Source organism: Lichenihabitans sp. Uapishka_5, assembly GCF_033947565.1.
Taxonomy (GTDB): Bacteria; Pseudomonadota; Alphaproteobacteria; order Rhizobiales; family Beijerinckiaceae; genus Lichenihabitans.
The window spans coordinates 1-1,137 of the sequence record NZ_JARPVX010000205.1; the positions used below are offsets into that span (position 1 = coordinate 1).

The window sequence follows — 1,137 nt, forward strand, 5'->3', positions numbered from 1 at the left end:
CTAGTGCACCGACTCAGACAGATGATTCAGGGCGAGTTTGGTCCTGATCGCGTTGGCGGTTGCGGTCCAGACGAAGGGCTTTGGGTTCCTGTTGGTGGCGGCGACGTAGCGGGTGATCGCTGCCTCGAGGTCCGCGACCGAGCGGAAGACACCTCGCTTCAGGCTCTGTCGCGTGAGTTTGGAAAAGAAGCCCTCGACGGCGTTTAGCCAGGAGCATGAGGTCGGCGTGAAGTGGAATGTCCATCGAGGATGGTCGGCGAGCCAGGCCAGCACGTTGGGGTGCTTGTGAGCGGCGTAGTTGTCGAGGATGGCGTGGATTACCTTGCCGGCCGGCACGGACCGCTCGACGGTCGCGATGAAGCGGATGAACTCCTGATGCCGATGGCGGGGCGCGCAGCGGCCGATGACCTTGCCTTCGAGCACGCTGAGAGCCGCGAACAGGGTTGTGGTGCCGTTGCGCTTGTAATCGTGGGTCAAGGTCGCGCACTTGCCGCGCTTCAGCGGCAGGCCCGGCTGAGTGCGATCAAGGGCTTGGATCTGGCTCTTCTCGTCGATGGAGACGACGACAGCGTGCCTGGGCGGGTTCATGTAGAGGCCGACGACGTCATCGAGCCTTGCCGCGAAGTCGGGATCGGTCGAGCGCTTGAAGGTCCTGATCCGGTGCGGCTGCAACTTGTGCGCCTGCCAGATGCGTTGGACGGTGCGCAGCGACAGGTTCATGGCCTTGGCCATGGCGCGGCCGGTCCAATGGGTCACCGCGCCCGGTGGCTGCCGCAGAGTGCGCTCGACCACGGCATGGACCTTGGCCTGTGGAATCGGCGGCGTGCCGGGTGGTCGGGTCTTGTCGCGCAGCAGCCCGTCGAGACCTTCCTCGGCATAGCGCTGCTGCCAACGCCACACCATCGGGCGGCTGACCCCAACCCGTTTGGCGATCTCCAGAACGGGGAGACGGTCATCCGAGAGCAGGATGATCTGCGACCGCTGGACGTGCTTCACCGGTCGCCCGCGGTCCTCAATGATCCCATGAAGCCCAGCGCGATCCTGAGCCGAAAGCAAAAGCGAAACGGTCTGAGCCATGCAAGCAGACTCGCACGAGCCCAGCGTCCTGTGAATCCTCTGTGCGCGTCAGTGCACTAG

1 protein-coding gene is annotated in these 1,137 nt (G+C 64.3%); it reads right to left on the reverse strand.

Annotation, left to right across the window (positions count from 1 at the left end):
- A complete protein-coding gene (locus P7D22_RS23190) occupies positions 1–1,077 on the reverse strand; it encodes an IS630 family transposase (RefSeq protein ID WP_319936600.1) in 1,077 nt (358 codons plus the stop codon).
- Positions 1,078–1,137: the final 60 nt, after the last annotated feature.